General features: G+C 51.1%; 13 protein-coding genes. 9 read left to right on the top strand and 4 right to left on the bottom strand.

Annotated elements, in window-relative coordinates; genetic code table 11:
* Positions 1 to 110 precede the first annotated feature (110 nt).
* The 3 genes from ACJJIB_RS12705 to trxB all read right to left on the bottom strand — a co-directional run bounded on the left by ACJJIB_RS12705 (position 111) and on the right by trxB (position 2553).
* On the bottom strand, positions 111 to 830 hold the full coding sequence (locus ACJJIB_RS12705) for an arginyltransferase (protein ID WP_252081787.1): 720 nt from the start codon (positions 828 to 830) through the stop codon (positions 111 to 113).
* Entirely contained in the window at positions 823 to 1542 is a 720-nt protein-coding gene (gene aat, locus ACJJIB_RS12700) for a leucyl/phenylalanyl-tRNA--protein transferase (protein WP_444886327.1), read from the bottom strand. The genes ACJJIB_RS12705 and aat overlap by 8 nt, the downstream gene beginning before the upstream one ends.
* A gap of 69 nt (positions 1543 to 1611) precedes the next feature.
* Positions 1612 to 2553, bottom strand: a complete 942-nt coding sequence (gene trxB, locus ACJJIB_RS12695; protein ID WP_444886326.1) for a thioredoxin-disulfide reductase — start codon at positions 2551 to 2553, stop codon at positions 1612 to 1614.
* A 401-nt stretch (positions 2554 to 2954) separates the two neighbouring features.
* Here trxB and ACJJIB_RS12690 point away from each other — a divergent pair, with 401 nt between their 5' ends.
* The 7 genes from ACJJIB_RS12690 (at position 2955) to cysG (ending at position 11685) form a co-directional block, all read left to right on the top strand.
* A complete protein-coding gene (locus ACJJIB_RS12690) occupies positions 2955 to 3992 on the top strand; it encodes a class I SAM-dependent methyltransferase (protein WP_444886325.1) in 1038 nt (345 codons plus the stop codon).
* 98 nt (positions 3993 to 4090) lie between these two features.
* Entirely contained in the window at positions 4091 to 6433 is a 2343-nt protein-coding gene (locus tag ACJJIB_RS12685; RefSeq protein ID WP_435583613.1) for a DNA translocase FtsK, read from the top strand.
* Between the two features lie 86 nt (positions 6434 to 6519).
* Positions 6520 to 7134 (top strand): outer membrane lipoprotein periplasmic chaperone LolA, encoded by a 615-nt coding sequence (lolA, locus tag ACJJIB_RS12680; RefSeq protein WP_444886324.1) that lies wholly within the window; start codon positions 6520 to 6522, stop codon positions 7132 to 7134.
* Positions 7127 to 8470 (top strand): replication-associated recombination protein A, encoded by a 1344-nt coding sequence (locus ACJJIB_RS12675; RefSeq protein WP_444886323.1) that lies wholly within the window; start codon positions 7127 to 7129, stop codon positions 8468 to 8470. The genes lolA and ACJJIB_RS12675 overlap by 8 nt, the downstream gene beginning before the upstream one ends.
* Positions 8471 to 8489: 19 nt before the next feature.
* Positions 8490 to 8864, top strand: coding sequence for a fluoride efflux transporter CrcB (gene crcB / locus ACJJIB_RS12670; RefSeq protein ID WP_444884728.1), 375 nt, complete (start codon positions 8490 to 8492; stop codon positions 8862 to 8864).
* Positions 8865 to 8919: 55 nt separating this feature from the next.
* Positions 8920 to 10203: a serine--tRNA ligase gene (gene serS, locus ACJJIB_RS12665; protein ID WP_444884729.1), complete on the top strand. Its 1284-nt coding sequence runs from the start codon at positions 8920 to 8922 to the stop codon at positions 10201 to 10203.
* 90 nt (positions 10204 to 10293) lie between these two features.
* Positions 10294 to 11685 (top strand): siroheme synthase CysG, encoded by a 1392-nt coding sequence (cysG, locus tag ACJJIB_RS12660; RefSeq protein ID WP_444886322.1) that lies wholly within the window; start codon positions 10294 to 10296, stop codon positions 11683 to 11685.
* Between the two features lie 488 nt (positions 11686 to 12173).
* Here the strand turns inward: cysG and ACJJIB_RS12655 are convergent, their stop codons facing one another.
* A complete protein-coding gene (locus ACJJIB_RS12655) occupies positions 12174 to 14531 on the bottom strand; it encodes a penicillin acylase family protein (protein WP_444886321.1) in 2358 nt (785 codons plus the stop codon).
* A gap of 294 nt (positions 14532 to 14825) precedes the next feature.
* On the opposite strand from ACJJIB_RS12655, the gene ACJJIB_RS12650 reads away from it, so the two are divergent.
* Positions 14826 to 17372, top strand: coding sequence for a TonB-dependent receptor (locus ACJJIB_RS12650; protein WP_252081776.1), 2547 nt, complete (start codon positions 14826 to 14828; stop codon positions 17370 to 17372).
* Between the two features lie 188 nt (positions 17373 to 17560).
* Positions 17561 to 18844: an ergothioneine biosynthesis protein EgtB gene (gene egtB, locus ACJJIB_RS12645; RefSeq protein ID WP_444886320.1), complete on the top strand. Its 1284-nt coding sequence runs from the start codon at positions 17561 to 17563 to the stop codon at positions 18842 to 18844.

Genomic DNA, 18844 nt, shown 5'->3' with positions numbered 1-18844 from the left:
AATAACTTGATCAGACCTTTACCCCGGAGGCAATCTTGCCTAGCCGCGGCTTGACGGGCGAGCATTTTGCACGAAAAGGCAGAATAGAGCAAAGGGCGCGTGCGTAGGAATTATAGAGATTTCAGGCTCCAGCGGTTCTCTGTGAGCATTTCAATGGGTTGGAACTGGCTTTTGTAGGCCATCTTATGGCATTTCTCTATCCAATAGCCCAAATACAGATTGGGAAGCCCTAATCTTCTGGCCCATTCAATTTGGTAGAGAATGCAGTAACTGCCCAGACTGCGCTTGTCCTCATCCGGGTCGAAGAAAGTATAGATGGCCGACAGGCCTGCAGTAAGCAGGTCGGTGACCGCCACTGCGACTAGGCGCCCACGTGCACGCAGCTCAATATAGCGAGTAGCTCCCCAGGCCGGGCTTAGGAAGCTGCGATACTGTTCGCGGCTCGGAGGGTACATTTCCCCATCGGCATGACGCTGCTCAATGTAGCGTGCGTACAGCTCGTAATGCTCATCGGTGTCGATGGATTCGATATGAAAGATATCCAGGTCCTTATTGCGTTTCCAGCAGCGGCGCTGGTTGCGATCCGGTACAAAAAGGCCCACTGGTACACGGGCGGGCACACAGGCCCTGCATGTTGCGCATTGAGGTCGGTAGAGATAGGCCCCGCTGCGGCGAAAGCCCAGCTCTGAGAGGCGATTGTAAAGGCGTTGGTCTACCTCTGTCTGCGGGTCCACAAATACCGTTGTAGCCTCCCTATCTGGCAGATAGCCACATGGGTGGGGCAGGGTTGCCAAAAGTCGGACCGAGTCGAGCTGAGAATATTTACCCATAAGTCCACGAAAGTTTCCAAGGCTGCGGAAAGGCGGGTTGTATAAGGCCGTCCTCCAGCAGGTGTTCGAAGTCCCTACGACACATTTCAACGGCCCCAAGACTACTCAGGTGGGGGTTGCTTACCTGGCAGTCGATCAGTGGGCAGCCCCACAATTCTAATTGGCGAGCGAGGTGGACAAAAGCGACTTTGGAAGCATCTGTCTCTCTGTGAAACATGGATTCCCCAAAAAAAATACGGCCGATTGAGAGACCGTAAAGTCCACCAACTAACCGACCCTCACGCCATACCTCAACGGAGTGGGCATGGCCCAGATGGTGCATGTCGATATAGGCCTCGGTCATCTCATCGGTAATCCAGGTGCCATCTTCAGAACTCCTGGGGAGGCGGCAACCCTCGATTACTTGTTCGAAGGCTTGGTCAAATGTGACTGAGAATATACCTCTGCGCAGGGTTTTACGCAGACTGCGGCCAATATGGAAGTCGCTGGGTATTACTACACAGCGCGGTGAGGGGCTCCACCAGAGGATAGGCTGGTCTTCGGAAAACCAGGGAAAGATACCTCGGCGATAGGCGGCCAACAACCATTCCGGGGAGAGATCTCCACCAGCTGCGAGGAGTCCATTGGGATCGTCTAGAGCAGTCTGGGTAGAGGGGAAATCTATGTGGTTGTGGTCGAGCCACATTAGGCGGCTTTGGGTATTCCTTGCCACAAACTGTTTCCTGTCCTGGGTCTGAGGAGGCCCGGGTAGCCTTGAGGCTACCCGGGTGAGAAGCAGTTGTTAGGCGTCGAGGAAACGCTCGGCGTCCAGGGCTGCCATACAGCCGGTTCCAGCGGAGGTGACCGCCTGACGGTAGATGTGATCAGACACATCGCCAGCTGCAAACACGCCGGGCACAGATGTCTGAGTGGCGTTACCCTCCAGGCCACTTTGCACGATGATATAGCCGTTATTCATTTCAAGTTGATCTTTAAAGATGTCGGTATTGGGCTTGTGGCCAATCGCGATAAATACACCGGCGGCCTCCAATTCCTTGGTGGAGTCGTCCTGGGTGCTGCGAACGCGCAGGCCGGTTACTCCGTTGTCATCACCAAGAACCTCGTCGAGGGTGTGGTGAAAGCAAAGTTTGATATTGCCGTTTTCCACCTTCTCCATCAGGCGATCCTGAAGGATTTTCTCGGCGCGAAGCTCGTCACGGCGGTGGATCAGGGTAACTTCACTGGCGATATTGGACAGGTATAGGGCCTCTTCTACTGCGGTATTACCACCGCCTACAACGGCTACTTTCTGATCGCGATAGAAGAAACCGTCACAGGTCGCACAGGCACTGACACCACGACCCTGGAAGGCTTCTTCAGACGGTAGGCCCAGGTATTGAGCTGAGGCACCAGTGGCGATGACTAGAGCGTCGCAGGTATAGGTTTCATTGCCCTTCAAAGTGAATGGGCGATTGTTCAGATCTACAGACTCGATGTGATCAAAAATAATCTGGGTGTCGAAGCGCTCGGCGTGTTGTTGCATTTGCACCATCAGATCGGGGCCCTGCAGCTCGGGGGTGCCACCGGGCCAGTTTTCAACTTCTGTAGTGGTGGTCAACTGCCCACCCTGTTGCATACCGGTAATAACAACGGGGTTCAAGTTTGCGCGGGCTGCATAAATGGCTGCTGTGTAGCCTGCGGGGCCAGAACCGAGAATAATCAGTCGATGATGGTTGTTGCTCATGAAACTCTCTTTAAACCTGTCTGTGTGCAAAGTTTACCCAGATAACTGGGAGTCCACCTAGCCGGCCATATTTTGATCAGCCAAAGCTATTAGATTGGCCGATATAATAGGCGATAGTGACAATTCGACGAAATAGTTTGCCTCAATTTATGCCATTGGAAAGTGCTATTTAGATCGCTGCAGTGAGTCGACCCGGTTCTCACTACCCAGAAACGACATCAATAATTGAGAATAATTCATTGTTTTTATTGAATAAATTGCGATTTATTTGATGTGAAGTCCGCCCGGTACGACTTATAAAGTATTTGTATTTGGTCACAAGAGGGCTCGGAGGAGGTGTTTTCATCCTTTTGGTAGTTAGCCAAATTTGGGATGCATAACAACGGCCAAAGGGCGAAGCCATGAGGCAGGGCAGAAAAATAGTACCGTTGAATCTGGGCAGCAATTTGATTGGCCACCCCACATTTACCTTCAGTCTCAGTAATGAAGCACAGGTATTTGTGTCGGAAATCCTGGATGACACCTTCTCCTTGAGGCTTTCTGTCGATTTAGGGCCTGATGGTAGCCATATTGCCAGTTTGCATGGCCCTCCAGATTTAGTGGAGTTGTTCGCATCCCTGAAGCTGCAGGTCAGATGCGATATTGTGGCGGATGGGTACAATGTCCTTTCCCATGATGCTTTAGACGCCTTCGTGGCTTCACCCGAGTCGAAAGCAAAGCTACTCGAAGCGCTGGATCTCAGAGAGGGAAATAAAGTACTGGATTTAATGAGCGGCAGTGGCGCGGTCAGCCAGTTGCTGTTGGAGTATGTTGATAAAAAGTCAATGGGGCTCGCCCTCAGTATGTGCGATACCCACCACTCCCAGCTCAAGCGTATCAACTCAAAAGTGCGTGAAAGGGTTGTCGATGTTACTGTGGGTGATGCCAGGGCATTGCCCTATGAAAAGGAATCTTTTGATGCGGTAGTACTCAAAATGGGGCTGCACGAAGTGCCCCAGTTGGACCAACCGTTGGTAATGAGGAATGTCTTTCGGGTCCTGAAGCGAGGGGGGCGTTTTATTATTTGGCAATTGCTGCCGGCCTCCGGTGTGATACAGGATGTGTTTACAGATATCGTACGAAAAACCAGCATGTTGGCTGGCTGCGAATCTCAAGCATTCAACCGCTACTTCCCCAGGCAGGACCAGATATCCTGGCTGTTTAAAAGTGCTGGGTTCAGAGGGTGTGAGGAAATATTTCAGGCTGAATTCACTTACAGCACCCGAGCAAGCCTGGGTGCCGAGCTGGGTGGAGACTCCAGCAAACTAGAAATACTGAACAACTTTGCCCGCGACAGAGTGCCCCAAGAGATAAGAGATTCGCTGTGTTGGCGGGATACTGGAGAGGATATCTCCCTTAAGATCCCGGCTTGTATATATCGCACATACAAACCAGCATAAATCAAAGATAATTAGGCCATCGAGGAAATCGCTCAAGTAGCGATTTCCGTTTGTTACAAGTACCAGAAAGCAACAACAAAGAATATTGAGGTAAGCCATTGAAGGCCGAAAGCGCAACCGGAGAAAATTCTGAAAAGAGCGGTGCATTGCCGGATTCACTCGTCGCCCGTTTGGTCCGTGAGGGAGCATTAATCTGCCTGCTGGCAGGGGCACTATTAATGGCTATCAGCCTGCTCAGTTACGATTCCCAAGATCCAGGTTGGTCCCATACCGGGCAGGTAGGAAAAATTCACAATGCCATTGGTCCTGCAGGCGCCTGGCTCGCCGATGTCTGCCTTTCTCTATTGGGTTGGATGGCCTATCTGTTTCCCCTGTTGATTGGCTTGCGTGCTTATAAAATCTTACGCGACCGCAATGCACGTTTCCATGCTCCCCTGTTTGCGCTGAGAGTCTTTGGTCTGTTCCTTCTGTTAATTAGTGGTGCCGCTTTGGCGACACTATGTTTTTCTCCCGCTGACGATCCTCTGCCTTTCACCAACGGCGGAATCATTGGAGACGCGCTATCTAGTTCTCTTCAGGGAAGTCTTGGTTATGTTGGTGGGACCATTTTATTGTTGGCGATTTTTGCCATTGGTGTGACGGTATTCACTGGCCTTTCCTGGCTCAAGTTGGCCGAGTCCATTGGTCGTAATGTGTTAGGGCTTATCGCCTGGTTGAGCAGTTACTACAAGCAATGGCGCCTGAAGCGCACAGAACAGCGCGTGGCGCGGGAAGCCATAGTCGTGCGCAAAGCCGCAGTGGAAGAAGAGAAGCAGCGCACCGCCAAGCGAATTCCCCCCAAGATTGAAGCGGCTCCGGTAAAGCCCAAGCAGAGCCCCCGTGCGGCTAAAGAAAAGCAAGGCGAATTATTCAAGGGCGGGCCTGTTACAGGAACATTGCCACCTTTAGGCTTGCTTGATCCTTCTGATCAAAATAAGAAACCGGGCTTTTCCCGGGAATCCCTCGAAGCCCTCTCGCGTTTATTGGAGCTGAAGCTTAAAGATTTTGGTGTGGTAGCCGAAGTTGTATCGGTATTGCCCGGTCCTGTGGTGACCCGCTTTGAGATCCAACCGGCGCCGGGTGTAAAGGTGAGTAAGATTTCAAACTTGGCCAAAGACCTGGCCCGATCTTTGGCGGTAATCAGTGTCCGCGTAGTGGAGGTGATCCCGGGGAAATCGGTGGTGGGTATTGAAATTCCCAATGAAAATCGACAAATGGTACGTCTTAGTGAAGTGCTGTCCGCCGATGTCTATGAGAATGCCAAATCACCCCTGACATTGGCACTTGGGCACGATATTTCCGGCCAACCGGTAGTGGCCGATCTCGCCAAGATGCCCCACCTCCTGGTCGCCGGTACCACTGGATCTGGTAAGTCTGTGGGCATCAATGTGATGTTGCTCAGCCTTTTGTACAAGTCTACTCCGGATGAGGTTCGCCTGATCTTGGTGGATCCGAAGATGTTGGAGCTATCGGTGTACGAGGGTATTCCCCACTTACTCACCCCGGTGATCACCGATATGAACGATGCGGCCAATGGTTTGCGTTGGTGTGTGGGCGAGATGGAGCGCCGTTATAAATTGATGGCGGCGATGGGAGTGCGTAATCTAGCGGGCTTTAATCGCAAGATAAAAGAGGCAGAGGAAGCTGGTGAGCCGATTTTAGATCCACTGTGGGAACCGGATCCTGCTTCCAGCGTTCCGGCTGAAGAGCAAACCGCTCCTGCACTTAAGGCACTGCCCGCAATCGTGGTTGTTATTGATGAATTTGCCGACATGATGATGATCGTTGGCAAGAAGGTGGAGCAGCTGATTGCCCGTATCGCACAGAAAGCCCGTGCTGCGGGGATTCATTTGCTGTTAGCTACTCAACGACCCTCAGTGGATGTGATTACCGGATTGATCAAGGCCAATGTGCCTACTCGTATCGGTTTCCAGGTTTCTTCCAAGGTGGATTCCCGCACAATCCTAGACCAGGGCGGTGCCGAACAGCTGCTCGGTCACGGCGATATGCTCTACCTCCCTCCGGGCAGTGGGGTACCAGTGCGGGTTCATGGCGCCTTTGTGGACGATCATGAAGTGCATAAAGTTGTCGCGGACTGGACACGGCGCGGAGAACCCGAATATATCGACGGCATTGTTGATGACAGCAACAACAGCATTCCAGTGCCTGGCCTGCAGTCTGAGGGCGGTGATGAAGATGACCCTGAGGCTGATGCTCTTTACGATGAAGCGGTTGCCTTTGTCACGAAATCACGCAAAGCGTCCATCTCTTCAGTTCAGCGCCAGCTTCGCATCGGCTACAATCGCGCCGCGCGAATTATCGATGCCATGGAGGCTGCCGGAGTTGTTTCACCGGCGGGGCATAATGGCAACCGTGAGGTACTGGCTCCGCCTCCAGCCTAAATAAAGAGGGGCGGCGCCATCCATAGTTAAGCTGCGGTTCACTTCCCGCTGACTAATCTTTAGGGAAATCAACATACTGGAAATCGATGATGAAGAATATTCTGCGCAACTTCCTGCTGGTATTGACCGTTGCGAGCAGTGCAGTCTGGGCCGATGCTACAGAAGAACTCGGCAAACTCCTGCAACCGTTGTCTTCCCTTTCCGGAAACTTTAAGCAAACGCTGATTGATGAGCGCGGTAAGGTATCTCAAAAAAGCAATGGTAGTTTTTCAGTACAGCGGCCAGGCAAGTTGCGCTGGAAAACCGGCGAGCCATACGCCCAGTTATTGGTAACGAATAATAAAACCCTTTGGCTCTATGATCCGGATCTTGAGCAGGTCACTATACGTCCGGTGGATGAGCGTATGAAAGAGACCCCAGCTTTACTACTCGGCGGTAAGGTTGAGGATATTCGTAAATCATTCGATGTGGCTTTAAAGGACGGTATTTATCAGCTGACGCCAAAAAACCCAAAGGCGCCGTTCAAGTCTATGGAAATCCGCTTTGCTAAAAATGGTCTGCCATCTGCTATGAAAGTGCGCGACAGCATGGGGCAGAGCACGGAGATTGTTTTCAACAGTTTGAAAGCAAACCCGAAACTTTCCGAGTCCATCTTTAATTTCAAGCCGCCCGCTGGTACAGACATAATCAAAGATGAGTGACCTGTTTCTAACCCCGCAACGGCATCAGCCGCTGGCCGCAAGAATGCGGCCGAATTCTCTGGCCCACTATGTGGGCCAATCGCATTTATTGGGAAAGGGAAAGCCGTTGCGGGAAGCGGTTGAGCGCGGCCAGTTACACTCAATGATCCTGTGGGGACCACCAGGAGTCGGCAAAACCACATTTGCTCGGCTGTTAGCTGAGGAGTGTGATGCGCGCTTTGCTACCCTTTCAGCGGTGTTGGCGGGGGTGAAGGATATTCGGCAGGCAGTGGCAGAGGCCGAGCAACAGCGCATGCAATCAGGCCGCAATACCATTCTTTTTGTCGACGAAGTACATCGTTTTAATAAGGCGCAGCAGGATGCCTTCTTGCCCTATGTAGAAGAGGGCACGGTGACTTTTGTTGGCGCTACTACCGAAAATCCGGCTTTTGAGCTGAACAACGCCCTCCTATCCCGCTGCCGTGTGTATCTACTGCGCAGTATTCCCGAAGAAGATCTAATCGGGCTGCTTGGGTATGCTCAGCAGACGGATGATCAACTGCGCGAGCGCAATGTTTATATCCCAAAAGAAGTTTTGGCTAAAATTGCCCGCGCGGCCGATGGGGATGCGCGCAGTGCCCTGAACCTGCTGGAAGTCGCCTGCGATTTGGCCAGGGAGGAGGGTGGTAGGTTGCTGGTCGATGAGGATGTGCTCAGTGAAGTACTCAGCGCTGACGTGCGTCGATTTGACAAGGGCGGTGATTATTTTTATGACCAAATTTCCGCCATGCATAAATCGGTACGGGGTTCCGACCCCGATGCCGCGCTTTATTGGTTTGTGCGCATGCTCGATGGTGGTTGTGATCCCTTATATGTCGCCCGCCGGGTAGTGCGAATGGCCAGTGAAGATATTGGCAATGCCGACCCGCGAGCATTGCAATTGGCTCTTAATGCCTGGGATGTACAGGAGCGTCTCGGTAGTCCCGAAGGAGAGCTGGCCATTGCGCAGGCAATTACCTATCTTGCTGTCGCGGCGAAAAGTAACGCAGTTTATAGCGCTTATAAGCGCGCAGTGGCGGATGTGCGCCGTGATCCCAGCTACGAGGTGCCGGTGCATCTGCGCAATGCCCCCACGAAGTTGGCGAAAAGTTTGTCGCATGGGGCCGAGTACCGCTATGCCCACGACGAGCCAGATGCTTTCGCAGCCGGGGAAAACTACTTCCCTGAAGAAATTGCGGATAGAGAGTATTACCAGCCGGTTCCCCGTGGGCTGGAGTTAAAAATTTCCGAAAAGTTGCAAGTGTTGCGCCGGCTTAACAGTGAGAGTGAGCAGCAACGTTATAAGAAGAAACCGTAAGGATTTAAGGTAAAAGACCATGCAGTGGCTGGCCATCGCCATAGGTGGTGCCTTGGGGGCAATACTTCGTCACCAGATAAGCGTCTGGAGCTATCCGGTATTCAGTGGGAAGTTCCCGCTGGGTACGTTGATCGTGAATGTGCTTGGATCATTTCTGATTGGCATCGCCTACATTTTGATCACCCATAGAGCAATGCTCGGAGAGGAGTGGCGCCTGCTAATCATGACAGGAATGTTCGGTGCACTGACCACCTTTTCCACTTTCTCCCTAGAAAGCTTGATACTGTGGCACAATGGCCAACCTTTGATGGCTCTTGGCTATATTGTCGGCAGTCTCATTTGCTGTCTGGCGGCCACGGGAGCCGCGGTCGCCCTAGCGACGCGTTATTTTTAACCAATATTTATTTTAATTCTGTTGTAGGAGCCTGATTACAGGCGAACTGGAAACGATGCTCGATCCCAAACTGATTCGCACGGATATGGACCAAGTGGCCGCGGCCCTGAAAAAACGCGGTGTGGAACTGGATACTGCCAAACTGGAAGCCCTCGAGGAGCGCCGTAAAGAGCTGCAGGTGCGCACCGAGAGTTTGCAAAACGAGCGCAATAGCAAGTCGAAAAATATCGGGCGAGCTAAGGCCTCCGGAGAAGATATTGCTCCGCTGCTCAAAGAAGTCGAGTCCCTCGGGGGCGAGTTACAAAATGCCAAGCAGGCGCTGTCTGAGTTGCAGAAAGAGCTGGATGCGATTCTGTCCGCAATTCCCAACCTGCCGGATGCTTCGGTGCCCGAAGGCGAGAGCGAAGATGACAATGTGGAAGTACGTCGCTGGGGGCAGCCCCGTAGCTTCGATTTTGAGATCAAAGATCATGTAGATCTCGGCTCCCAGCTCGGCGGTCTCGATTTTGAGATGGCGGTAAAACTTACCGGATCGCGCTTTGCTGTGATGTCCGGTGAAGTAGCACGTTTACACCGTGCTCTCGCCCAATTCATGCTCGATACGCACATTGAGGAGCATGGTTATAAAGAAACTAACGTACCGGTGGTCGTCAATGGTGACTCCCTGTATGGAACCTCGCAGCTGCCAAAGTTCGAGGAGGATCTGTTTAAGCTGACCGATGAGCGTGGCTTCTATCTGATTCCGACAGCAGAAGTGCCTCTTACTAATATGTATCGCGATCATATTGTCGAGGACAGTAATTCTTTGCCGCACAAGCTGGTCGCGCATACAACCTGCTTCCGTTCTGAGGCCGGTTCACACGGCCGCGACACTCGCGGCATGATTCGCCAGCACCAGTTTGAAAAAGTGGAATTGGTGTGGGCGGCGCGCCCGGACCAGTCCGAGGAAGCGCTGGAGACCCTTACCAAAAATGCTGAGGCGATCCTGCAAAAGCTGAACCTGCCTTACCGCACTGTAGTGTTGTGTGGTGGTGATATTGGTTTCGCTGCGCGCAAGACTTACGATATCGAAGTCTGGATTCCCTCTCAGGACAAGTACCGCGAAATCTCTTCCTGCTCCCTTGTGGGTGACTTCCAGGCTCGCCGTATGAAGGCGCGTTGGCGCAACCCGGAAACCGGCAAGCCGGAATTGTTACACACACTGAATGGCTCCGGCTTGGCAGTAGGGCGCACCTTGATTGCAGTGCTGGAAAACTACCAACGCGAGGATGGCAGTATCGAGGTCCCTGAAGCGCTGCGCCCCTATATGCGTGGTCAGGAAGTAATCTCTGCTGCCTGAGCGCAGTGACTTAAAAGGGCGAACGTTATGTTCGCCTTTTTTCTTTTCTGGGTAAAATACTACCCGACTGCTTGTTTGATGGATTAATCAGTGCGTTATCTCCCTCTTGCATTCGATGTAAAAAATCGCCCCAGCTTAATCGTTGGCGGAGGCTCCATTGCCACACGAAAGGCCCGCTTACTGCAAAAGGCGGGGGCTCGGATTCTGGTGGTATCCCCGGATATCACGGAAGAATTACACCGGATTGTGGTTGACTCTGATGGAGAGTGGCATCGGGTAACATATTCTAATGAGCATTTGGATCTAGCCGATTTGGTGATTGCGGCAACGAGCAGCTCTGAGGTCAATGGCTGTGTATCCAGGGATGCGCAGAGGCGCCGCTTGCCGGTAAATGCAGTGGATGCTCCGGAATTGTGCACTTTTACTTTCCCTGCAATTGTCGAACGTGGCGATCTATCCATCGGGATCAGTAGTGGTGGTGTGGCCCCAGTTCTCGCCCGCCGCATTCGCGCCCAGCTTGAGGCATTGCTTTCCCCTGGGCTCGCATCACTGGTTGATTTCGCTTCGCGTATGCGCTCACAGGTGAAGCAGGCGTTGCCGGAGGCGCGGCGTAAGAATTTTTGGGAATGGGTCTTTGCTGGGCCTGTTGCCCGTCGGGTGGAAGCGGGTCAGCTGGCAGATGCTGAGAGGGAATTCTTGGGCGCGTTGCAAGATTGGCAGGGGAGCCCCAACCCGCTTGGAGAAGTTTATTTGGTTGGGGGTGGCCCCGGAGATCCCGATTTATTAACTTTCCGCGCGTTGCGACTAATGCAGCAAGCGGATGTGGTGCTGTACGACCGCCTGGTTTCTCCAGAAGTTATGGACTTAGTCCGAAGAGATGCCGAGCGTATTTATGTCGGCAAAAAAAAGGCATTTCATGCCGTACCCCAGGATGATATCAACCAGTTACTGGTTGATCTGGCCAGGCAGGGAAAGAAAGTTCTGCGCCTGAAAGGTGGTGATCCCTTTATTTTTGGGCGTGGTGGAGAGGAGATCGACAAACTGGCCGACGCCTCAATTCCTTTTCAGGTGGTACCGGGAATAACCGCTGCAGCGGGGTGTGCCAGCTATGCGGGGATTCCGCTGACTCATCGAGATCATGCGCAGTCGGTACGTTTTATTACGGGCCATCTAAAAGAAGGTAGTCTCGACCTGCCATGGAATGAGCTGGCTTCCGGTAGCCAAACCCTGGTTTTTTATATGGGATTAACGGGCCTGCAAACAATATGTACAGAGCTGGTTCAGCATGGCCTACCGACAGCCACGCCGGCGGCGCTGATTGAAAAAGGCACTACCAAGGCACAAAGGGTGATCATCGGTGATCTCAATACGCTTCCCGCTCTTGCCCAAGAAAAGGCTGTACGGGCGCCTACGCTCACCATTATTGGTGGTGTGGTGGGGTTACATAAAAAACTCAGCTGGTACCAATCCAGCGAGCGCTAAATGGGCTTTGGCAGGCTAATTACTATTGTACAGGCCTGAAACTACCTAGGTAAGACCTATACTGAGAGGGTCTTTCCGTCAGGTATTTGTGTCATGCTGCTGACGATAATTTGCTTTTATTGCACTAATTTTGTGCGATTCTTTCTTCCGCAACAGCCCGAGTTTCCACAAATTGGCCTATTAAGTCACGACTCCCGCCGCTATAGATACCAATATCGCCAAAAGAAGGCGTTGGTACGCTGGCTATGGATAGGGGTTTCTCTGGTTATGCTGTGCTTTCCACTTTTACCTTTAGTAGTTGGCCTAGCTTTTTTTACCACCTTCCTGTCATTCGCTATTCTGGATGAGACTGCCTAATGTCTGTTTCCAATGGTTAATCTAAAAATCCTGTCATGAGCATTAGCGGCACAGGCTTGTGCCGCAGCGAGTGTGGGTGGGGATAGGCCTGAATAAATTTTTTATCAGTATTTTCAGTAAAGTTACGGCAGTTATTGCAGCCTGAGCAGATAGCGGCTCTCCCCCTCAATAAAAGGGGAGGGGTTCCCCTCGACCCAATCTTCGTGGCCTTTGTCAAAAAACGGGGATAATGGGTGACTGCTTTGCCCTGTAGCCATATGAAAAATACCCTGCTCTTCGCGCCCAGGGGAAATAACCATTCGCTCTGAGGCACCATGGTTTGGAGATTGAATGCGGGGCATATGGGTGTCTCCTGACAATTGGTCCTTGGGCATGGCGGTAAACCAATCTATGGCCGAGACTGCTTTTGCCAATGGGTGTCGAATGGAAGCCGTGTTTTGCTCACCCCAGGTTTGCTCTAGTAGTGGGAGCCCGCCTATCGACATCTTATCCAGTACTTGGTTAAGTGCAGATAGCTTCAGAGCTGTCCAAGACTCAAAGTCGGGATTCAGTAAATGCTGTGGCTCTTCTTGCGCAAGGGCCCAGATCGGATACTCAAATTGACGTTTTAACTGGCCGAAGGAAAAGTTCGGTTGGGTTTTTCGCATAAAAGTAAGAATGGGGGCGGTACTCAGCTCCATAAACTTTAAACGATAGTTACGTATAATCCGGTACCCAACCGAATTAGTGCTGGCGTGTCCACCCCAGTCGCGAACGAGTTGATAGGCTTCTTTATAGCCTTCTCGGTCATGTAGAAGTTCTGAGAGATGTTGCTGCCATCGCTGAAAAAAGATAGCGCGATCATCCAGCTGTATATCCAATAGCGCTCGCTCATTAAATTGTTGGCGGGCAAGCAGGCTGTCGCGAATTTGCTGCTGTCGGGCACCGAGAGCATAGCCATGGTCGCCCATTATTGTTAGCCAGTCACCGCTCAGGATGCGGGCATTAGCGCTCCAAAGGCGGTGGTTGTCAGGGTTGTAAATTCGCGGTTGTTCCTCCTTCGTAAGATATCCGTTCCAGTAAATAGCCCCACCGGCCCAACTTACTGAACGGCTGCCATCAAAGCCAATACGCTTGGGAATGGGTCCAGCGATTGTCCAGCCAATATTGCCTTCTTTATCGCCTACAACAAAATTCTGGTGAGGAATACCGATGTCTGGGCCCAGGTCTAATGCCTCGCTGGCGGAGGTAATAGATTCCATCCGCAGCAAGTTCATATTGCCACCGGAAATATCGTGGGCAACCCAGCGGTAGGCGAGGGGGGTTCCCCGGTGGTCTTTACCGATAACAGGTCCCCAGACGGTTTTTTCTACTGCTATGGTTTCATCTTTGGCACCTTTTACTTTTATGGTTTCCTGTTCGATAGAGAGATCTCGCCAGCCATCCGGGGTCAGATACTGGGTTCCATCAGAGTTTAATTCCAGTGGGATAAGGTCACCCCAATCCGCTCCGGTATTGGTAAAGCCCCAGGCAACTGCGCCATTACTACCTGCTACCACAATTGGGCCCCCGGGCAGGGTCACACCGCGGATACTTCTTTCAGTTCCTGGAATATTCCAGCCGGCGCGAAACCAGATATTGGGTACAGCCAGTCCCAGGTGCATGTCGTTCGCGAGTATGGCACCACCATGTTCTGTTAAAGCCCCCCCAACAACCCAATTGTTACTACCGTAAACTTTGTCATCACTCTGCATGGCTTGATAGGTAATGGGATCGCTTGTATCCAGTAATGAAGAGATAGGTGTTTCTGGAATATTATCGAGAGATTCCGCTTCGCCAATTAGAGGGGCATCCCAAATACCTCCGGCGGGAAAGAAGAAAGCATAGAGATCTTGGGGTAACAGATCTGCTAAGGCGGTATCGCGCCGCTCAAACTTGCCCTCTTCACTTTGCAATGTTAAGTACATGCTAAAGGTTGCCAGCAGGCTGTCTGCTGCGTTCCATGGCCTGGGCTCTTGCCCCAGAAGCAAATACTCCCAGGGTTTAGCGTTCAGATACTGCAGGCCAAAATTTACCCCTTGAACATAGTGGTTGAGAAGTTGGCGCTGGTCTTCAGGCATAGCCGCAATATTCCTCTCTGCCCGCTTGCGAAACTGGTGTCTACGGACCTTTTTATCTTTCTTTAGTGCGGCGGCTCCTACCAATTCAGACAGCTCACCGGCGGAGCTTCGGCGCAACAGGTCCATCTGGAAAAAGCGCTCCTGGGCATGTAAAAAGCCCAGGGCAAAAGCGCTGCTATTGCGGTCATCGGATTGAATGATTACTACACCCTGCTTATCCCGGTGAATTAATGCGGGTTCTAGTAGTTGCCCTGTGACAATACTTCCTTCGAGTGATGGCAGGCTTTGTCGCCACCAACCCCAGACTGCGAGAAGAGCAATTGCGATGAGTGCCGAAATTACAACGAGTAAGGGCAATACACGACTTTTTAAATAAGACGAACGCACCATAGTTTTTCCCGTATAGCGGTTAATGAAATGGACGTTGGTAAAATCGGACCCTATAGAATCCGTAAATATATAAGTTACTAGAGAACACACCTTAGTAACTTTTCGTGACGATAATAGAAAGCTATTTTCGCCGATTAACCTGTCTTTTCGCGCAATCCTTCACAAAACTGACCAGTCATAAGAAAAAGGTCATGTCGGGGTTTTAAATCCAAAAAGGCGACCGTAAGATGGCGTGGAATAACAAAAATAAAAAACCAATACATCACGCTGTATAACAATAAATGCGAGGACGCGATGATGCACGATGTTGGTAGCACCGTAAAAAACCGTCAATTTAACCTCTCTATCCTCTCCGGCGCTATTGCCTTCTTTACAGCTGTGAGCGCTAATGTTCAAGCTGCAGAAATTGAAGAAGTTGTAGTTACGGCACAAAAGCGAGCGGAAAACCTGCAGGAAGTACCGATCGCGATTTCCGCATTTACTGGGGAAAATATAAAAGAGTCGGGTGTCAAAAATCTCACGGATCTGGGCCGGTATACGCCTGGTGTCGAGATGCACAATGATACCGCTTTGCAGCCAACATACAGTATCCGCGGTATTCAAACCAACGATTGGACCGTGGGATCCGATCCGGCCGTTGCTGTTTATGTGGACGGTGTCTACACCGGTCGCGGTGCGGGCGCCGAAATTCCCCTGACGGATATAGAAAGAGTGGAGGTTCTGAAAGGCCCACAAGGTACGCTTTTTGGGCGTAACGCTACGGGTGGGGCCATTCATATTATTACCACCAAGCCTCAGGCAGATAATACCGTCGAGCTAAATCTCACCGCTGGTAATTATGGCCGCCAGTCCTCCGATCTGCTTCTCAATCGCCAGCTAACCGATACGCTTTCCGCTCGTTTCTCCGCATCCACTAACCGCCGAGACCCCTTTGCGGATAATTTGGCGGGTGGTTTTTCAGTAGGTGATCAGGATACCCAGACCTACCGGGCATCTGTTCTGTGGGAGCCTGCGGAAGATATTGAGGTGCTGTGGCGGGCAGACTATGGCGTAATGGATCAGGGTAGTGCGTTGCGCACAACTATTGTGCCCAGCCTAAAAGAGGGAACCGATGTATTCGGGGACTACGCTCTGGATACACCAACCATTGAAGATCGAGATTCTTTCGGCACTTCCCTGACTGTTAGCAAAGAGTTCGATAACTTTACCCTTACCTCGATCACGGCTTATCGAAAGTTTGATGCGCACCTGCAGCAGGACGAGGATGGCACAGCCAATCCTGACCATATGTTTGGGTCTGCGAATACAGATGACCAAAGCCAGTTCTCGCAGGAATTTCGCCTCAACGGCGCTACCGACTCGATTAAGTGGACTCTGGGAGCCTCATACTCCCAAGAGGAGTTGGACCACACAACTTACGCTTATTTCACTACCGGTTCTGTTGAATCTTTTGCCGTTTACGAAGGTATCAAAGAGAGTTTTCCAGAATTGACCCAAACAGAGCAGGAAGACCTGGCGGTTATGAATCGGCAGTTATTGCAGTCGATGGGGCTGGAAGGCGTTGCCAGTGCGACTTTTGTCTATGACTTGATGTTGCAAAGTGGCCAGGTGGATGCGTTACTTCATGCGCTAGGAGCGCCGGTAAGTGGCAGTATGCTCAGGGCGGATCAGGTTGTAGAGCAGATGATGGCAGGCTTCCAGCCCTGGATAGCTTCTGATGCCCCTTGGAACGAGAGTGTGCGCAACACTGGTGATTATCGCTCTACAGCGCTCTATGGCGATATGACCTGGAGTATCACCGACAAAATGGATCTGACGGTCGGTGCCCGCTACACCTACGATAAGAAAGATTTCACTATTCAAACCGCCTATGGCAACAGTATCCCGCTGTCATTGTCTGGCGGAGACGTGGATCTCCTAGATGAAAATGGCAATAAAGTCGGCAGTATCACACTGCCAACAGTTGACCTGGGCTCACAGCTTTTTGGCATCGCCTTTTATAACAATGGTCAAACAGAGTTAAATTCCAAGCTGAGTGATAGCTGGAGTGATATTTCCGGCCGCATTGTGCTCGACTATCGCTGGACTGATGAGATGATGACCTTTATCTCCTTGGCGGATGGTTTTAAGGCCGGCGGATTTAACAGCCTTAACTTTGGTCCAGGTGTGGAATCCTCATTTGATCAGGAAGATGTCGTCAATTTGGAAGTGGGGCTTAAGAGTAGCCTGTTTGATAACCGCGTGCGTCTAAATGCGTCTGTATACACCTATGAGTATAAAAACCTTCAGGAGTTGGATCTGGTCGGTTACCCAATCCCCAGCTACAACCTGAGAAATGCCGACGCTGAGGGGACCGGTGCCGAGATAGAAGTGCAGTGGGCCGCTACCGATAGTCTGTTCATTGCCGGTAATTATTCATACTTGGACACTGAATTCACAGACTACCAAATTATTACGGCTATTGGTGAAACCGAGGAAGACTCCAAGGTTGGTCAGGCCAGGGTTTCCACTCCCGAAAGTAAGCTCAACCTGATGGCTGAGTACACAGTGGATTTAGCTTCAGGTGGAGAGTTTGTATTCCGTGGAGATTATAACTGGACGGATGAGCGCATCGGCTCCATCACCGATAGAACCCGCATCGTGGATGATTATCAGTTATTTAATCTGCGTGCTGCTTGGAATAGCGCATCGGATAACTATTCAGTAGCCCTTTGGGTGCAGAACTTAACCGATGAGGAAATCGCTGGGGGTTATGGTGGCACTGGTGCTGCGATCGGGGCGAGCCCGGCATGGCGTTTTATGCCGAGAATGTATGGCGCAGATTTTACTGCACGATTTTAATTCATTATTCATGTCAGCATGACGAGAGTGTGGGCCGGTTATCCGGCCCTTTTTTTTGCATGAGTTTTTCTTAATTGAATAAAGTGGCGTGGATTAGGTCGTGTAGTTCTGCAAGCTCTTAGGAATACGCCTAAAACTGCGTATGATGATTTCAATAGAACTGAATTCTATCGTAGTTGATAATTGATATGACAATATTTGCAGGTGAAGTATCTCTGGAAGAGTTACAGCAGCGGGTTCTTTTAGCTTATCAAAGGGTGCGGGGAGAGACAGAGTGTCTTGCTGCACCTTTATCTGTCGAGGATATGCAGCTGCAGTCGATGCCGGATGCGAGCCCAACCAAGTGGCACCTGGCGCACACCAGCTGGTTTTTTGAAACATTCTTACTCGCTCCTTACCTCCCCAATTACCAGCTCTTTGACCCACATTTTCACCATCTTTTTAATTCCTACTACAACAGTTTGGGTACCCCATACTCCAGACCGCAAAGGGGGGTAATCTCCAGGCCTGGAATTGAGCGCATCTACGCCTATCGCCAGTCTGTAGATACGGCAATAGAACAGCTGTTAGATATAGCCCCCATTACTTCAACCATTAGTGCTTTGCTGGATCTTGGCCTCAATCATGAGCAGCAACACCAGGAATTACTGCTGACTGATATCAAGCATGCTCTATCGATGAATCCAATGGCACCTGCTTATTGTGATAATACTCACGAAGAAGAAGCTGAGAGTGTTGCTGCACTTTGCTGGCTGGAAATACCCGGCGGATTCTATGGTATCGGTAGTGATGGGGAGGATTTCTTTTTTGATAATGAAGGGCCTGTACACCAACAGTTTCTGCCCGACTTTTCAATTGCTTCACGTTTAGTCAGTAACGCTGAATATCTGGAGTTTATTGAGGATGGAGGCTATCAACAGCATCGCCTGTGGTTGTCGGATGGTTGGTCACTGGTGCAAAAGAACGATCAGAAACATCCTTTGTATTGGCGTGAAACGAAGGATGGTTGGCAGCAATATACGTTACATGGGTTACAACCGCTGAATGGTTTTGAACCTGTGCATCACCTTTCGTTTTATGAGGCGGATGCCTTTGCTACCTGGGCCGGTAAAAGACTGCCAACAGAATTTGAGTGGGAGGCAGCGGCTTGTCACTTGCGACAAGTAAATCAGCTTGCCAGTGCAAACTTGTTGGAAAAACGTAATCTGAAGCCCTTGGCGGCTCAAAATGGCCATACCCAGTTCTTGGGGGATCTGTGGGAATGGACTTCTAGTGCTTATTTGCCATACCACGGTTTTAAGGCCCACAAGGATGCAGTTGGCGAGTACAACGGCAAATTCATGTGTAACCAGAAGGTCTTGCGCGGAGGATCCTTCGCAACCCCGTCTGATCATATCAGAATCAGTTACAGGAATTTCTTTTATCCACATCAAGCGTGGCAATTTACCGGTGTCCGATTGGCAGGAGACTAA

It is taken from the genome of Microbulbifer mixtoriginis (SeqCode), from assembly GCF_052467705.1.
This window is presented reverse-complemented; position numbering and strand designations above follow the sequence as displayed.